General features: G+C 73.3%; 11 protein-coding genes. 2 read left to right on the top strand and 9 right to left on the bottom strand.

Annotated features, from left to right (window positions below):
- Positions 1 to 10: 10 nt before the first annotated feature.
- Positions 11 to 1,330: a PLP-dependent aminotransferase family protein gene (locus tag MUB56_RS04275; protein WP_244930676.1), complete on the bottom strand. Its 1,320-nt coding sequence runs from the start codon at positions 1,328 to 1,330 to the stop codon at positions 11 to 13.
- 100 nt (positions 1,331 to 1,430) lie between these two features.
- Here MUB56_RS04275 and MUB56_RS04270 point away from each other — a divergent pair, with 100 nt between their 5' ends.
- Positions 1,431 to 2,105, top strand: a complete 675-nt coding sequence (locus MUB56_RS04270; protein WP_244930675.1) for a GNAT family N-acetyltransferase — start codon at positions 1,431 to 1,433, stop codon at positions 2,103 to 2,105.
- A gap of 9 nt (positions 2,106 to 2,114) precedes the next feature.
- Here the strand turns inward: MUB56_RS04270 and trxA are convergent, their stop codons facing one another.
- The 7 genes from trxA to MUB56_RS04225 form a co-directional block, all read right to left on the bottom strand.
- Positions 2,115 to 2,441: a thioredoxin gene (trxA, locus tag MUB56_RS04265; RefSeq protein ID WP_280637362.1), complete on the bottom strand. Its 327-nt coding sequence runs from the start codon at positions 2,439 to 2,441 to the stop codon at positions 2,115 to 2,117.
- A gap of 87 nt (positions 2,442 to 2,528) precedes the next feature.
- A complete protein-coding gene (gene trxB / locus MUB56_RS04260; protein ID WP_244930674.1) occupies positions 2,529 to 3,539 on the bottom strand; it encodes a thioredoxin-disulfide reductase in 1,011 nt (336 codons plus the stop codon).
- Between the two features lie 88 nt (positions 3,540 to 3,627).
- Positions 3,628 to 4,386, bottom strand: a complete 759-nt coding sequence (locus tag MUB56_RS04255) for a hypothetical protein (protein ID WP_244930673.1) — start codon at positions 4,384 to 4,386, stop codon at positions 3,628 to 3,630.
- Positions 4,387 to 4,436: 50 nt separating this feature from the next.
- On the bottom strand, positions 4,437 to 5,111 hold the full coding sequence (sigM, locus tag MUB56_RS04250) for an RNA polymerase sigma factor SigM (RefSeq protein ID WP_244930672.1): 675 nt from the start codon (positions 5,109 to 5,111) through the stop codon (positions 4,437 to 4,439).
- Entirely contained in the window at positions 5,108 to 6,910 is a 1,803-nt protein-coding gene (locus MUB56_RS25860; protein WP_280637361.1) for a protein kinase family protein, read from the bottom strand. The genes sigM and MUB56_RS25860 overlap by 4 nt, the downstream gene beginning before the upstream one ends.
- A 128-nt stretch (positions 6,911 to 7,038) precedes the next feature.
- Entirely contained in the window at positions 7,039 to 8,727 is a 1,689-nt protein-coding gene (gene murJ / locus MUB56_RS04230) for a murein biosynthesis integral membrane protein MurJ (protein WP_244930670.1), read from the bottom strand.
- A complete protein-coding gene (locus tag MUB56_RS04225) occupies positions 8,724 to 11,021 on the bottom strand; it encodes a DUF6049 family protein (RefSeq protein WP_244930669.1) in 2,298 nt (765 codons plus the stop codon). Before MUB56_RS04225 ends, murJ begins: the two co-directional genes overlap by 4 nt.
- 86 nt (positions 11,022 to 11,107) lie before the next feature.
- On the opposite strand from MUB56_RS04225, the gene MUB56_RS04220 reads away from it, so the two are divergent.
- The gene (locus MUB56_RS04220; protein ID WP_244932345.1) at positions 11,108 to 12,538 is read left to right on the top strand and encodes a CCA tRNA nucleotidyltransferase; all 1,431 of its coding nucleotides are present in this window, start codon (positions 11,108 to 11,110) and stop codon (positions 12,536 to 12,538) included.
- A 39-nt stretch (positions 12,539 to 12,577) separates the two neighbouring features.
- Here MUB56_RS04220 and MUB56_RS04215 read toward each other — a convergent pair whose 3' ends face one another.
- A complete protein-coding gene (locus tag MUB56_RS04215) occupies positions 12,578 to 13,549 on the bottom strand; it encodes a hypothetical protein (protein ID WP_244930668.1) in 972 nt (323 codons plus the stop codon).
- Positions 13,550 to 13,643 lie beyond the last annotated feature (94 nt).

The following is a 13,643-nucleotide window of genomic DNA, read 5'->3' as shown; positions in this document are numbered from 1 at the left end:
GTCGAGGGGCTCAGCTCAGGTCGGTGCTCGGGCCGTCGTACCCCTGGGGGCCGACCTGGCGAACCGGCACCGCGGGGCCGAACGTCGCCCGCAGCTCCATCTCCGCCTCGAGCACGCCGGCGAGGCGGCGTACCCCCTCGCGGATGCGCTCGGGGGTCGGGTAGCAGAAGGAGAGCCGCATGTGGGAGCTGCCGAACCCGTCGGCGTAGAACGCCGTGCCGGGGACGTAGGCGACCCGGGCCGTGACCGCGCGGGGCAGCATGCCCTTGGCGTCGATCCCGGGCGGCAGCGTGAGCCAGACGTAGAAGCCACCCGAGGGGATGTTCCACTGGCACGACGCCGGCATCAGGTCGGCGAGCGAGGAGACCATCGCGTCGCGGCGCTCGCGGTACATCTCACGGAACTGCTTGATCTGGCCCTGCCAGTCGTGGTTCGCCAGGTACGCCGAGACCGCCATCTGCGAGAACTGCGGCGGGCACAGGGTCGCCGACTCCTGCGCGAGCACGAGCTTCTCGCGCACGGGGTGCGGAGCCAGCGCCCAGCCCACCCGGAAGCCCGGGGCGAAGGTCTTGGAGAACGACCCCAGGTAGATGACGTTGTCGGCCTCGTCGGCCCGCAGCGCGCGCATCGGCTCGCGGTCGAAGCCGAGCAGGCCGTACGGGTTGTCCTCGAGGACCAGCACGCCCTCGCTGCGGCAGATGGCCAGGATCTCCGTGCGTCGCTCGGCGGAGAGGGTCACGCCGGCCGGGTTGTGGAAGTTCGGGATCGTGTAGAGGAACTTGATGGTCTTGCCGGCGGCCTTGACCGACGCGATGGCCTGGCGCAGCGCCTCCGGCACCAGTCCGTCGGCGTCCATCTCGGCGTGCACGACATCGCACTGGTAGGACTTGAAAACGCCCAGCGCGCCGACGTACGACGGGGCCTCGCAGATCACCACGTCGCCGGGGTCGCAGAAGACGCGGGTGACCAGGTCGACGGCCTGCTGGGAGCCGACGGTGACCACGACGTCGTCGGGGTGGGCCTCGATGCCCTCCAGCCGCATCACGTCGGTGATCTGCTCGCGCAGCTCGGGCACGCCCTGACCGGAGCCGTACTGCATGGCCACCGGGCCCTGCTGGGCGATCAGGTCGCTGATCGCGCCGCCCACTACGTCGAGCGGGAGGCCGGAGATGTTCGGCATGCCGCCGGCCAGCGAGACCACCTCGGGGCGGGAGGCCACCGCGAACAGCGCCCGGATCTCCGATGCCGTCATGCCCGCGGTGCGCGCTGCGTATCGGTCGACGTACGAGTCGAGCCGGGCGCTGGGCGGACGTGCGGGCGTGTTCTCCATGATCTCCCTAGCATGAAGGATGGACGCCCCGTCCGCACGCTCAGCACGCGTTTCGGGCGCGTACCACGGATCACAGCGAGTGCCGCCCGAGGAGGAGCGAATGTCCCGCAAGGTCGTGCGCCTGACCGTCGACCACCTGGCCCGGCTCCCCGATCCGGTGCGGACCTGCCTGTTCTGGGAGCTGGACCCGGTACGCCGAGCCCGGGTCCGGGCCGAGGAGGCCGCCGCGGAGAAGGAGGCCTGGCTCAGCGAGGTGCTGCGCGAGTGGGGCTCCTGCGGGCGGGTGGTGCTGGTGGACGACGAGGTCGCGGGGATGGCCGTCTACGCGCCCGAGGCGTTCGTCCCGGGAGCGGCCGGCTTTCCGACAGCTCCGGTCTCGGTCGACGCCGTACTGCTCACCACGGTGTACGTCGACCCTGCGCGCACCGGAGGCGGCCTGGGGCGGCTGCTGGTGCAGGGGATGGCCCGCGACCTGATCAGGCGGGGCGGCATCCCCGCCGTGGAGGCGTTCGGCCACGTGTGTCGGGGGCCGGGGCCGCTGACGGAGCGTCAGCGGTGCACGGCGCCGGTGGAATTCCTGGGGAGCGTCGGCTTCAAGACCCAGCGTCCGCATCCGACGTCGCCGCGGATGCGGATGGATCTGCGCTCGGCGCTGACGTGGCGCGACGAGGTCGAGGCGGCCATCGAGCGCGTCGTCGGCGTCGTACGCCCGAACCCGGCGAGGCCCCCGACACCCTCCCGCGTGAGCGGGAGCGTGCCGAGGGCCTCGGAGTGAGGTCGCGGATCAGTTGATCAGGTCCTCGAGCTCCTTGAGGATCGCAGCCTTCGGGCGGGCACCGACGATCGTCTTCACGACCTCGCCGCCCTGGTAGACGTTGATCGTCGGGATGCCGGTGACCCGGTAGGACGAGGGGGTCACGGGGTTCTCGTCGACGTTCATCTTGAAGAAGGTGATCTTGTCGCCGTGGCTGCCGGCGATCTCGTCGAGGATCGGGGCGACCTGGCGGCACGGCCCGCACCACTCGGCCCAGAAGTCCACCAGGACGGGCTTGTCGGACTTGAGGACCTGCGCCTCGAACTCGGCGTCGGTCACGGCGGAGATGTTGCCCACGGTTGTCCCTCTCTCTGGATGCGTGCTGCGAAGTCAGTACTGAGTGAACACGGTGCCCGGGAAGGATGTTCCCCGGCGCCTCGCGGATCACAGACCGGCGGTCTGGACCTGCTCGGAGACGGCGGAGCCGGCGACGGCGTCCTGCGCGTCGGAGGCGCTGACGGCCGCGTGGTCCAGCTCCGCGAGGTAGCGCTCGGCGTCGAGCGCAGCCGAGCAGCCCGTCCCGGCGGCGGTGATCGCCTGGCGGTAGTGGTGGTCGACCAGGTCGCCGGCGGCGAAGACGCCGGGCAGGTTGGTGGCGGTGGAGGGGTGCCGGACCTGCACGTAGCCGTCGTCGTCCAGGTCGACCTGGCCGGTGAGCAGCTCCGAGCGCGGGTCGTGGCCGATCGCGATGAACAGGCCGGTGGACGACAGGTCGCGGGTCTCACCGGTGACGGTGTCCTTCAGGGTCACCGACTCCAGCCGGTCCGAGCCGTTGATGGTCTCGACGACGGAGTTCCACTCGATCTCGAGCTTCGGGTCGGCGAAGGCGCGCTCCTGCATGATCTTGGAGGCGCGCAGCTCGTCGCGGCGCACGATCAGCGAGACCTTCGAGCCGAACCGGGTCAGGAAGGTCGCCTCCTCGATCGCCGAGTCGCCACCGCCGACGACGGCGATGTGCTGCTCGCGGAAGAAGAAGCCGTCGCAGGTGGCGCACCAGGAGACGCCGCGGCCCGAGAGCTCCTCCTCGTTGGGGAGACCGAGCTTCCGGTAGCCCGAGCCGGTCGCCAGGATCACCGCCCGGGCGGTGTAGGTGTCGGTGGCGGTCTTGACGACCTTCACGTCGCCGGTCAGGTCGACCTCGATCACGTCGTCGGCGACCAGCTCGGCGCCGAACCGCTCGGCCTGCGCCCGCATCTCGTCCATCAGGGCCGGGCCCATGATGCCGTCGCGGAAACCCGGGAAGTTCTCGACCTCGGTGGTGTTCATCAGCGCCCCGCCGGCGGTCACCGAGCCCTCGAAGACCAGGGGCGCCAGGCTGGCGCGGGCGGCGTACACCGCAGCGGTGTAGCCGGACGGCCCGGAGCCGATGATGATCACGTTGCGGGTCTCGGACATGACGTCCTCTCGAGTCGGTGAACTAGCTCCTGCAGAACCGATCGTAGGCGAGGAAGATTCCCCCGTACGGCGCTGCTCGGGTGGTGGGTCAGGGCAGCGGCACCGTGGCCGAGCGCAGCACCGCCGCGCTCCCGCAGCGGAGCAGCTCGACGACGGCCGAGTCGCCGGTCGCCGGGCGGATCGCCAGCACGGCCGGGTGGCCGTCGTACTGGACGGCGACCAGGCGGCCGTCGCCGTACGGGCCGGGCTGGCAGGTGAGCGACGCGCCGAGTGCGGGCTTCCCAACCTGCGGAGCGTCCGCCAACGATCGACGCAACATAGCCCTCCGAGACCCGAGGGTCAGTTTGCGCAGCGCGCGGAGCCGGTCGGCCGAGGCGAAGTCGGCGTCCTCGACCACGAGCGGCTCCGGGGCGGCCGGCATGGGTACGAACTGAAGCGCCGACCGGGCAGCAGCTAAGTCCCGGTTGTCAGGAGTGGCCGGCGAGGCCTCGGCCGCGCCAGAGGGCTGGTCGGCGTCCGCGGCGATCGACGACGACCCGGCGGACTCATCACCGCCCGCGTCGACGTTCGACGTGCTCGAGGTCAGGTCGAGCTGACCGAGCCCGATGCCCACGACCGCGACGGCGGCCGCGGCGACCAGGAGGTTGCGGGCCCGGCGCCGGCGGCGGTGCGTCTCCAGGTCGGCCACCGGTGCCTGGTCGGCCGGGTCCTCGGCCGCGAGCTGGTCCAGGACCCGGTCCAGCCGGGCGGCGACATCGACGGGCATCGGCTCGTGGTGTCGGGCCTCGGCGAGGAGCCGTCGCACGTCGTCCTCGCGGTCATGGTCGTGCGGGTGCTGGTCGGACATGGGTGCGCCTCCTCTCGGCGGGTGGACGGGCAGGGGTACGACGCTCGAGCCTACGGAGGGGCCGTCGTGCCCTCCGTTGGTCGGACGGCCGGCGCCGGTCGGGGGTTCCTCGGACCGGAGTGACCCTCGTCGACTCGGGGGGCGAGGTCGTCGAGCAGCGCGGCCAGCCGGGTCCGCCCCCGGGAGCACCGGGACTTCACCGTCCCCTCCGGGCAGTCGAGCATCACCGCCACCTCGGCCACCGCGTAGCCCTCCATGTCGACGAGCACCAGGGCCGCCCGCTGCTCGGCCGGGAGCCGGCTGAGCGCGGCGAGCACGGCCCGTCGCCGCTCGGCGCGCACGGACGCGTCCGCCGGATCACCGGACCCGGGGCCGGAGGTGACCAGGGACCCGCGGCCGACGTACTCCTCGAGGTCGTCGGGGAGCGCCTCGGTCCGCCGCACCTTCGAGGCCCGGAGCCGGTCGAGGCACGCGTTCACGACGACGCGGTGCAGCCAGGTGGTCACGGCGGCGTCGCCGCGGAACGTCGCCGCGCGCCGATAGGCGGCGATCATGCCGTCCTGCAGGCCGTCGGCCGCGTCCTCGGCGTTGCCCATGGTGCGCAGCGCGACCGCCCAGAGCCGGTCACGGTGGCGGCCGAAGAGCACCCCGAACGCCGTGGTGTCGCCGTCGACGTGCGCGGCGAGCAGCGCGGCGTCCGAGCGCCCGTCGTCCAGCGCGCTCATCCCCGCACCGTGATCTCGGCGATCTCGCCCCGGAAGCCGCCGTCGGCCGCCGGCAGCGAGGTGAACCAGACGGTGAGGAACCGGCCGGAGCCGGGCTGGTCCGGGGCCAGGGTCGCCTCGGTGCCGACCCGCTGCTCCGCCAGCAGCGGGGTGAGGCCCTCGACGTCGTCGGGGGCGCTGTCGGTGAGGTAGAGCGAGATCACGCTCGGCTCGCCGACGAGCCGGAGGCCGACCTCGGCCACCTCGCGCGCCGCACCGAGGTCGAGGACGACCCCGACGCCGCTCTTGAACCCTCCGGGCGCCAGCTGCTCGTTGTACGTCGAGGTTCGCCAGGTGGTCGCCGGATCGCCGTCGACCGTCCGCCCCACCGTGTCGGGGTTCTCCTCGGGCGGGTCACCCTGCGGGTCGAGGTCGCGCGCGACCAGCCCGGTGATCGGGGTGGGCTCGGCGGTGGGGCTCGGGGAGACGCTGGTCGTCGGGTCGTCGTCGGGCTCGGTGCCGAGCGGTGTCTTCCCCCGGCCGAGATTGAACGCGACGACCACGGCGACCAGGAGCAGCAGCGCCGCGCCGATCCCGGCGGCGAGCCGCAGCCAGCTGCGCCCCGGGACGTCCTCGGCCACGGGGGTCAGACCCGTGCCGGAGGTGCGGTCCGGGTCGGTCCCCTCCCACGGCCAGTACTCGGCGCGGTCCTGGGCCTCCCGGGCTCCGACGGAGGGGCGGGACTTCCGGGCCGGTCCGCCGTCGGAGGGCTCGGGGGCGAAGAGCGGTCGCTCCGGCGGGCTCTCGAACGGCGGCGGCGGTGGCGCGGGCGCCTCCGGGGCGTCGAGCCACGACACGTCGTCGCCGTCGTCGCCGAAGATCGGCAGCCCCGCCTGGGTGGGGTCCGGCTCGGGGGCGGGCGGCGGAGTGCTGGGCTCCGGCTCCGGCTCCGGCTCCGGGTCGCGGGCCGGGATCTCCGGGATCTGCGGCAGCACGACGGTCTCGCCGGGGCGCAGGTTGGACAGGGCGAGCTGCTCGGGCAGACCGGTCGGCTCGCCCACGAAGTCCGCGAGCACGTCGGCGATCCCGCGGGCGGTCTCCAGGTCGACGCCCTCGCGGCTGCGGCCCAGCGAGTAGGGGTTGAGGACCTCGTCGCACAGGGCGTCCAGGGGTCTGGGTACGCCGGCGCGGACCTGCCGCGGGCGCAGCACCCGGCCGTGCTCCTGCGGAGCAGGGGGTACGGCGGAGGTGGACACGCCCGCCCACCGACCGGTCAACGCGCAGTAGAGGAGCCCCGCGAGATCGGTGACGTCGGTCGCGAGCCGGCCGGGCGGCAACCCGTGCAGGGCGGCGTCGACGGAGAAGCCGATCACCTTGATCGCACCGGTCTGGTCGATCAGCACGTTCTCCGGGGCCAGTCGGCCGTGCGCGATCCCGTCCGCGTGTGCGACGGCCACCGAGTCGGCCACCTCGGCCACCAGCCAGGCCGCCCGCCGCGGCAGCAGCGGCCCGTGGGTGGCGACGACGGTGTCCAGAGAGGTGCCGGCGCCCCACTCGTTCACGACGTAGCAGAGACCGCCCGTGCGCTCGGCGTCGAGGACGCGCAGGATCCGCGGGTCCAGGACGGTCGCCGACCTTCTGGCCGCCTCGACGAGCCCGGCCGCACGCTCGTCGTCCTCGGCGATGACGTGCAGCGCCACGTGCCGTTCCAGGATCCGGTCGTGGGCGCGCCAGAACCGGCCGTTGCCGCTCTCGCTGAGCAGGTCGACCAGCCGGTAGCGGCCGGCGAGGACGTCGCCGGGTCGGTTCGAGTGCGGCACGACGCGGCGACTCCTTCCCGACGGCTCGGCACAGGGGGCCCGGGACGGCCCCGAGTCATGGTAGGCCGGGCTCAGCCCGGATTCACCGACCTCCGCCTGCGACGCGTCACCAGTCGGTGGATCCGGCCTCAGGCCCGGTGCGTGGGCGACCGGCGGCGGGTCACGGTCTGGAGCACCGAGGTCACCTCGCGCAGCCGCAGGACCCGGGCCAGCACGAGGAACACGACGACGTCGACCACGGCGACGAGCCCACCGACCAGCACGGCCGCCGGCCACGAGGAGTCCTCGGTCGCCCGGTGCAGCGGCCAGGCCACGGCGACCGCCACCCCGGTCGAGATCGCGGTGGCCAGCAGCAGCCGCACCAGGAAGCGGAGCAGCTCGCCGGTGTGCAGACCGCCGACGGTCCGGCGGAGCACGGCGTACGAGATCGCCGCGCCCACGGCGTACGACGCGGAGTAGGCCACCACCAGGGCCGGTGACGTCTGCTCGTCGTTGGTGCGGAGGACCAGCGCCAGGGCGACGGCGATGTTGGTGGCCGCGACCCAGCACTGGATGAAGAAGACGGTGCGGGTGCGCTCGAGGGCGTAGAAGCCGCGCAGCATCAGGTAGTGGACGGTGAAGAAGACGACGCCGGGGCCGAAGAGGGCGAGCGTGGGGACGTAGCTGTCGAAGTCGTCGGCGGCGGCGCCGTGTCCCCACACCACCTGGGCGATGTCGGGCGCGACCACCGGGAGGAGCGCCGCGAAGGGCAGCAGTACGGCGAGGGCGGTGCGCAGGCTGCCGGTGAGGGTGCGGGCCAGCCCGGCGAGGTCGCCCTCGGCGGCCCGGGCCGAGAGCCGCGGGAGGATCGCGGTCGCGAGGGAGACCGTGATGACCGAGTGCGGGACCATCACGATCAGGAAGGCCGAGGAGTACACCATGTAACCGGTGCCGTCCTCGGTGCCGCCGACGGTGCCGCTGGAGGCGAGCCGGACGACCACGGTGTAGGCGACCTGGTTGACGATGACGAAGAGCACCGTCCACAGCGCCAGCCGGAAGGTGTGGCCGAGGCCGGTGCCCCGGAAGTCGAAGCGGGGCCGGAAGGTGAAGCCCGCCGCGCGCAGGAAGGGCACCAGGATCAGCAGCTGCGCCGCGATGCCGACCGTCGAGCCGATGCCGAGCAGCAGCTCCTGGCCGCGGCTGAACGCTCCGAACCGCTCGTCGCCCCCGGCAGGGCCGAAGGTGAGCAGGTAGACCACCAGCACCAGCACCGAGATGACGTTGTTGGCGATCGGCGCCCACATCATCGGCCCGAACTTCCCGCGGGAGTTCAGGATCTGCCCGACCAGCACGAACATCCCGTAGAAGAAGACCTGCGGCAGGCAGAGCCGGGCGAAGTCGATGATCGACTCGCGGTGGGCGGCCAGGTCCGCGTCGTCGTACCGCGAGTCGAGGTAGAGCGACATCACCAACGGCGCCGCCAGCACCAGAAGCAGCGTGACCGCACCCAGGAACAGCGCGGCCAGGGTGACGACCCGGTTGGTGTAGGCCTCCCCGCCGTCGGGGTCGTCGCGCATGGCGCGCACCAGCTGCGGGACCAGGACGGCGTTGAACACGCCGCCGGCCAGCAGGATGTAGAGCATGTTCGGGATCGTGTTGGCGATCGTGAAGATGTCGGCGTGCAGGTAGGCGCCGAGCGCGGCGGCCAGCAGCGCGGACCGGACGAAGCCGCTCAGCCGGGACACCACGGTCCCGGCCGCCATCACCGCGCTCGAGGCGAGGATCTTGCGGTCGGTCTCCTCCGCGGACTCGCGGGTGCTCATCTCGGGGGCGCTCATGCCGACGCGGGCGCCTGCTCGGTGGCCTCGGCCTCGGGACTGGCGTCGTCGGGAGCCGCGGCGTCGCCGGAGGTACGACGGGCCGCGCGGAAGCGCCGGGCGAGGCGGACCCCGATCGCGCCCAGGAGCAGCGCGGCGCCGGTGCCGATGATCAGCCAGATGACGTCGCTGACCTGGGCCGCGCGGATCGGGAGGCGGTCGCTGGTGCCCACGGTGGTCCCGGCCATGTTGGTGACCTGGAGGGTGATGTTGTGGACGCCCTGCTGCTCGGTGGAGGCGGTGAGGAGCACGCTGCGGCGGCTGCGCGGCGGCAACGTGACGTCCTCCTCGGTCATGGTGATGGTGATCGGCTCCTCCGCGACCGCCCGGACCCGCACCGTCACCGGCTGGTCGAGGGTGTTCTCCAGGGTGGCGGAGAACCGGCCGCTCGCGCTGGAGAGGGTGACCTGCCGCGGTGCCTCGATCCGCACCCCGTTCAGCAGGTCCTCGAGCACCGCCCGGGAGCGGGTGTTGCTCGAGAGGGCGGCGTCCGGGTCGGCCCGGCTGGCGAAGGACAGCGAGGCCATGGCCTGGTCGGCGACCTCGTGGCCCACGGTGTCGTTGCGGGTCAGCAGGTACTGCAGGGTCGTGCCGGCCTCGCTCAGCGAGCGGGCCGAGGCGAAGACGCCGGCGCCGAGCTGCCGGCGGGCCTGGGCGCGGGGGTAGACGACCTGTTCGGGCTCGAGCGTCGTGGCCGGCTCGTCGAGCACGTCGGCGACGGTGGTCAGGTCCAGCCAGGGCTGGTCGAGGCCGTCGAAGAACTCGTCCGGCTCGGCCGCGGACCAGCCGCCGGGCAGCACGACGACCAGCGGCTCACGCGGGCTGACCAGCCGGCGTACGGCGGCCTCGGCGAGGATCCGCTGGCGTACGGCGACCCCGGCCAGCGGGTCGTCGGGCCCCGGGCCGCCGCTCGCGGCGCCCGTCGACGCGAGGACCAGCCGCCGGCCCCCGATCGTGGCGACGGTCGGGGCGGAGCCACTCAGGCCGGGGACCATCAGGTCCGAGCCGATCAGGGCCTCGTCGTCACCGGCCAGCTCGATCGAGGCCGGGTCGAGGAAGGCGCGCCCGCCCAGCGCCGGGCTGGTGGGGAGCTGCCAGGGCTGGAGGCTGGACCCGGAGCGCCGGCGCGCTCGGGTGTACGCCGCCGAGTCGTGCTCGGCCGCCGCCGGGACGTCGAGGTCGCCGTACGGCAGGGCGAGGATCTCGGTCGACGCGAGCGCGTCGCGCAGGCTCTCGCGCCAGGCCGACGCGGCCCGCGCGGCGGTCTCCTCGGTGGGCGTCGGCGGCTCCGGTTCCTCCTGCTCGGTCTGGTCGGCCGAGCCGGTCGAACCGTCGGGGGAGGGCAGGGCGGTCTCCGGCTCGGCGGGCGGGGTCGCCGTCGGGTCCTCGGGGTCGGCCACCAGCCGGTCCGGGTCCTCGGTGGCCTCGGGATCGACGGTGGAGCCCAACGAGCGCGCGGGGTTCCCGGCGGCGAGCCGAGCCGTGGCGTCGGTGAGCGCCGGGTCGATCAGCCAGGTGAGCGGACGGCTGCCCGCGGCGGCCCCGAGCTCGACCGCCGAGCCCAGCCGTCCGTCGGTCGCCAGCGAGGAGGCCCAGGCCGCCGGGTCGGCGATCGAGCCGTCGTCGGCGTACTCGATGCCTCCGCGGAGCGGGACCACCAGCGCGGTCTTCACCTGGCGGCCGGTCCCGCCCACGCGGGGCAGGAAGGTCCGGGCGCGGCCGTCGGCGGTCGGGGCGCTGGTGCCGCCGGCGTCGGTCGCGCTGCGGCCGAGGGCGTGCACGCCGAACCAGTAGACCCCGGCGTTGTCGGCGAGATTCCCGCCGTTCGCGGCGACGTGGGCGCGCAGGTCGGCGCTGCGGACGCGGACGGAGTAGTACTCGGACTCGCCGGGCGCCAGCTCGTCGATGGTGTGGTACGGCCCGCCCGTCGTGACCCGGTCGCCCACCGGCGCCGACGGCGCGGTCGCCGTCGCCTCGGTGAGCTCGGCGCGCGTGGTGAGCGGTTGGGAGGAGATGAAGGGGTAGAGGTTGATCGTCGACCAGGTGACGTCGTCGTCGTTGGTCACCCGTCCGGTGAGCGTGACCGGACCGCGGTCGGGCACCGTCGCGGGCGACATCGACTCGATGCTCACCGACAGCGGCGCGTCGGGATCCTCCGCCCGGGCCGCCTGGGCCGCCTCGGCCGGCGCGCTCCACCCCACCCAGGTCGTCGCCACCAGCGCGAGGGCAGGCAACAGCGACAGAGGGCGGAGCATGCACTCGACTCTATCCGCCGGGACTCGGAGCTCTCGGGCAGCACGGCCTAGACTCAACCCTCGTGTCTGATGTCGCTCTGCCGCCCCTGAACCTTGCCGAGGTGCAGCGGTCCGTGGCGACCGAGCTGGACCGCATCGCTCCGGTGATCGACGATCTCGGGCGGATCTTCGAGGCGGCCGGCCACGAGCTCGCCCTGGTCGGCGGCCCGGTGCGGGACGCGATGCTCGGCCGGCACCACAACGACCTCGACTTCACGACCTCGGCGCGGCCCGACGAGACCGAGCGGCTGCTGAAGAGGTGGGCCGAGGCGACCTGGGACATGGGTCGCGCGTTCGGCACCATCGGCTGCCGCAAGGGTGAGTGGGACGTCGAGGTGACGACGTACCGCTCGGAGTCGTACGACCCCTCCTCCCGCAAGCCCGACGTCGACTTCGGCGACTCCCTCGACGGCGACCTGGGCCGACGCGACTTCACCGTGAACGCGATGGCGGTGCGACTCCCGGGCCGCGAGGTCGAGGACCCGCACGGCGGCGTCGTGGACCTGGCCCACCGGGTGCTGCGCACCCCGGGCCGTCCCGAGGACTCCTTCTCCGACGACCCGCTGCGGATGATGCGGGCCGCCCGGTTCGCCGCGCAGCTCGGCTTCAGCGTGGACGAGAGCGTCGTCGCGGCGATGACCGCGATGGCCGGCCGGATCGAGATCATCTCGGCCGAGCGGGTCCGCGACGAGCTGGTCAAGCTGATCTGCGCGCCGTACCCGCGCCTCGGCCTGACCCTCCTCGTGGAGACCGGACTGGCCGCGCACGTGCTGCCCGAGCTGCCGGCGCTCGCGCTGGAGCGCGACGAGCACCACCGGCACAAGGACGTCTACGAGCACACCCTGACCGTGCTGGAGCAGGCGATCGAGCTCGAGGACCGGCTCGGTGGCAAGCCCGACTTCGTGTCCCGCTTCGCGGCGCTGATGCACGACGTCGGCAAGCCGCGCACCCGCAAGTTCGTCGACGACGGGACCGTCACCTTCCACCATCACGACGTGGTCGGCGCCAAGCTGACCCGCAAGCGGATGAAGGCGCTGCGCTTCTCCAACGACCAGATCGAGGCGGTCAGCCAGCTGGTCGAGCTGCACCTGCGCTTCCACGGCTACGGCACCGGCGAGTGGACCGACTCGGCGGTACGCCGCTACGTCCGCGACGCCGGTGACCAGCTGGAGCGGCTGCACGTGCTGACCCGGGCGGACTGCACGACCCGCAACCAGCGCAAGGCGGACCGGCTGCGGCGGACCTACGACGACCTCGAGGTGCGGATCGCGCGGCTGTCGGAGGAGGAGGAGCTGGCCTCCATGCGCCCGGACCTCGACGGCAACCAGATCATGGAGATCCTCGGGATCGGTCCGGGCCGGGAGGTCGGCGAGGCCTACGGGTTCCTGCTGGAGCTGCGGATGGACCGGGGCCCGCTCAGCGAGGAAACGGCCCGCGAGGAGCTGCTCGCCTGGTGGGCGGCTCGATCCGTCGAGTGACACCAGCTGGCCCCTGATCCGGCCCGAAGTGGGGCCAGTTCATGGCACTCGACGAGACATGGGCGGGCCGACCTGCCAGCGCCTCGGCAACAGGCCGGCTCGCTGCTCGGCCTCCTGCATCCGGGCCACGACCTTGGCGGGGTCGCGCAGGTCGCGGGCGACGACCTCGACGTACTCCAGGCCGACCCGGCGCAGCGCCGCCTCGCGCGCGATGTCGGACTCGTGGCGGTCGATGTCGCGGTGGTCGGCGCCGGCGTATTCCCCGACCACGCCGCGGGTGACGTCGAGCAGGTCCGGTACGGCGACCAGCCGGCCGGACTCGTCGAGGACCGGACGGTTGCCCACCGGGCGACCCCAGCCGGCGTCGTACTCCCAGATCAGGCGGAACCGGTCCTCCTGCGGTGAGCGGCAGTCCTCGACGGACATCTCGAGGGCTCCGGTGACGGTGCGGACGTCGCGATACCAGCGCCGAGCCGCCGCGTAGCCGCGCATCCGCTGCACGGAGGTGAGGCCGGCGGCGCAGACCGCGCCCACGGCCACGGCCATCTCCCGGGGCTCGCCCAGCCGGCGCATCTCGTCGAACAGGGCGCGCTCCACGCTCGCGCAGCGGACCCCGTGGCGGAGCACGACCTCGTCCTCGGGCACCCGCTGGCGGATGAGGAGCAGTCCGGGGACCTCGGCGCGTCGCTCGCCGTTCGTGGCGACGGGCACGGGCAGGCGGGTCCGGCCGTCACGGGCGAGCCCGTCGGAGAAGCGGGCACCGTGCAGCCGCAGCGCTGCCCATCCGGTGACGACGGCTCGCTCCCCGGCTCGCGCGTGCGCCTCGACGATCCGCTGTTCGACCAGGTCGGCGCTCACGCTCGCGGGGACGAAGAGACCGGCCGAGGTGGTGCGCCAGTGCGGACCCCTGGCCTGCTTGCGCGTCGGGCCCGTGCGCCCGGTCGGATCCACCCGGACAGGGCGGACCAGCCCGGTGACGGGCGGCGCGGTCGGATCCCAGCGGTGCGGCACGGACCGGGCCTGCCCGTAACGCCGCAGCGTGAACCAGGCCCTCCTGCCGCCTGTGGAGAACCGTCGAGTGACAGGAAGTGGCCCCTATTTCGGC

It is taken from the genome of Nocardioides sp. W7 (assembly GCF_022919075.1).
Lineage (GTDB): Bacteria > Actinomycetota > Actinomycetes > Propionibacteriales > Nocardioidaceae > Nocardioides.
The sequence above is the reverse complement of the archived record's forward strand: the minus strand, read 5'-3'. Positions and strand labels throughout refer to the sequence as shown.

Coding starts and splice junctions, on each gene's coding strand:
- murJ (WP_244930670.1), bottom strand. CDS start 8,727: ATGAGCGCCCCCGAGATGAGCACCCGCGAGTCCGCGGAGGAGACCGAC.
- MUB56_RS04255 (WP_244930673.1), bottom strand. CDS start 4,386: ATGTCCGACCAGCACCCGCACGACCATGACCGCGAGGACGACGTGCGA.
- MUB56_RS04225 (WP_244930669.1), bottom strand. CDS start 11,021: ATGCTCCGCCCTCTGTCGCTGTTGCCTGCCCTCGCGCTGGTGGCGACG.
- MUB56_RS04275 (WP_244930676.1), bottom strand. CDS start 1,330: ATGGAGAACACGCCCGCACGTCCGCCCAGCGCCCGGCTCGACTCGTAC.
- MUB56_RS04270 (WP_244930675.1), top strand. CDS start 1,431: ATGTCCCGCAAGGTCGTGCGCCTGACCGTCGACCACCTGGCCCGGCTC.
- trxB (WP_244930674.1), bottom strand. CDS start 3,539: ATGTCCGAGACCCGCAACGTGATCATCATCGGCTCCGGGCCGTCCGGC.
- sigM (WP_244930672.1), bottom strand. CDS start 5,111: ATGAGCGCGCTGGACGACGGGCGCTCGGACGCCGCGCTGCTCGCCGCG.